Here is a 1,310-nt window from a genome sequence, read left to right on the forward strand (position 1 = left end):
TTAGTTGTTGTCTCAGGTGCCTTTGTTGTTTCCGGTTTCTTAGTTGTTGTTTCCGAAGCTTTTGTTGTCTCCTGTTTCTTTGTTGTAGTTACATCCTGTTCTTTTGTTGTATTCTGAACTGTTGTTCCTTCTGAAACACCATTTCCATATACTAAATTAGTAGAAAGGATTTCTCCTCCTGAAACAGCTCTCTGCCTTAATACTATTCCTTTAATGTTTCCTGTACTTGCTGTTCCTTTTCCTGATTTTAATGTAAATGTTAATGATGCTCCCGGTTCTAATGTCTTTGAGCTCCATTCCGGTGGTGTCACTACTGTCTTTCCGTCTTCACTTGTAATTGTTCCGCCTGCACTCCAGTCTCCTGATAATGTCTCTCCATTTTGTGTCTCTATCGCTATTGACGGATAACTTAATGTCTTTCCAAAGTATTCTGCCCATGGCATTACTGATATGTCCTTTGCTCCTCCAGGCATTGTAATCTTTGGATTTGTATTTTTTACTGTTATTGTGTATGTATCTCCTGATGCTGTTACTGTTGTTTCAACACCGTCATTTCCAGGAATTATTATATTCTGCTTTGGTAATGCTTCTGATCCATAAAGAGATTCTTTCATTGTCTTTGTGATTGAGTTTGTGCTGTCAAGTGATGCCATCCATGAAATGAGTCCGCCCAAATGTTTCTCTCTTACATATTTTCCTTTTTCTGCTACTGATTCTTCCGTGTCACATGTGAAGAACATTCCTGTTGATTCACTGTAGAAGTAGTTTGCCTTTGCAACATCATCCCAGTATTTCTTTAACTGATACTGATTTATTAATGAATCTATGTCTCCATATGCATATGTTACTCCGTTTTCTCCTGTTGCATCTGCATATAATCCCGGATTCTTTGGATCTCTTCCGGTGTCCTTCTTTACTTCCTTCCAGCCTCTTGTATATGGTGCCACTCCCACTACTATCTTTGAGTAATCTATGTCATCTCCATATTTATTTTCAAGATATTTTATGCATGAATCTACTGAAAGTGATGCATCCCCTTCGTCATATGCAGGGTTTGTGTATAATGCTGTCTGGTGAGCCGTGAATCCTCCCCATGCACCGTTTAAGTCATATGTCATCATGTTTGCAAAATCTACTATGTTTAACACCTTGTCATATTCGATTGCTGACATCATTTTTGGTGATGCTGACATTGCCACTGATAATTCATAGTGCTTTCCATCTGTCTTTCCGTAGCTGTCCAATGAATTTCTGATTTCCTGTAACAGTAATGTGAAATTCTTTGTGTCTGCTGCTGAGCCTTTGCATCC

General features: G+C 38.6%; 1 protein-coding gene. It reads right to left on the bottom strand.

What is annotated here, in order from left to right; genetic code table 11:
* Positions 1 to 1,310, bottom strand: a 1,310-nt coding sequence (locus DWX29_RS12470; RefSeq protein WP_243053268.1) for a glycosyl hydrolase family 18 protein, incomplete at both ends; no start/stop codon positions are given.

Origin of the sequence: Eubacterium sp. AF19-12LB, from assembly GCF_003479125.1 — a bacterium.
Classification (GTDB): Bacteria; Bacillota; Clostridia; order Lachnospirales; family Lachnospiraceae; genus Eubacterium_U; species Eubacterium_U album.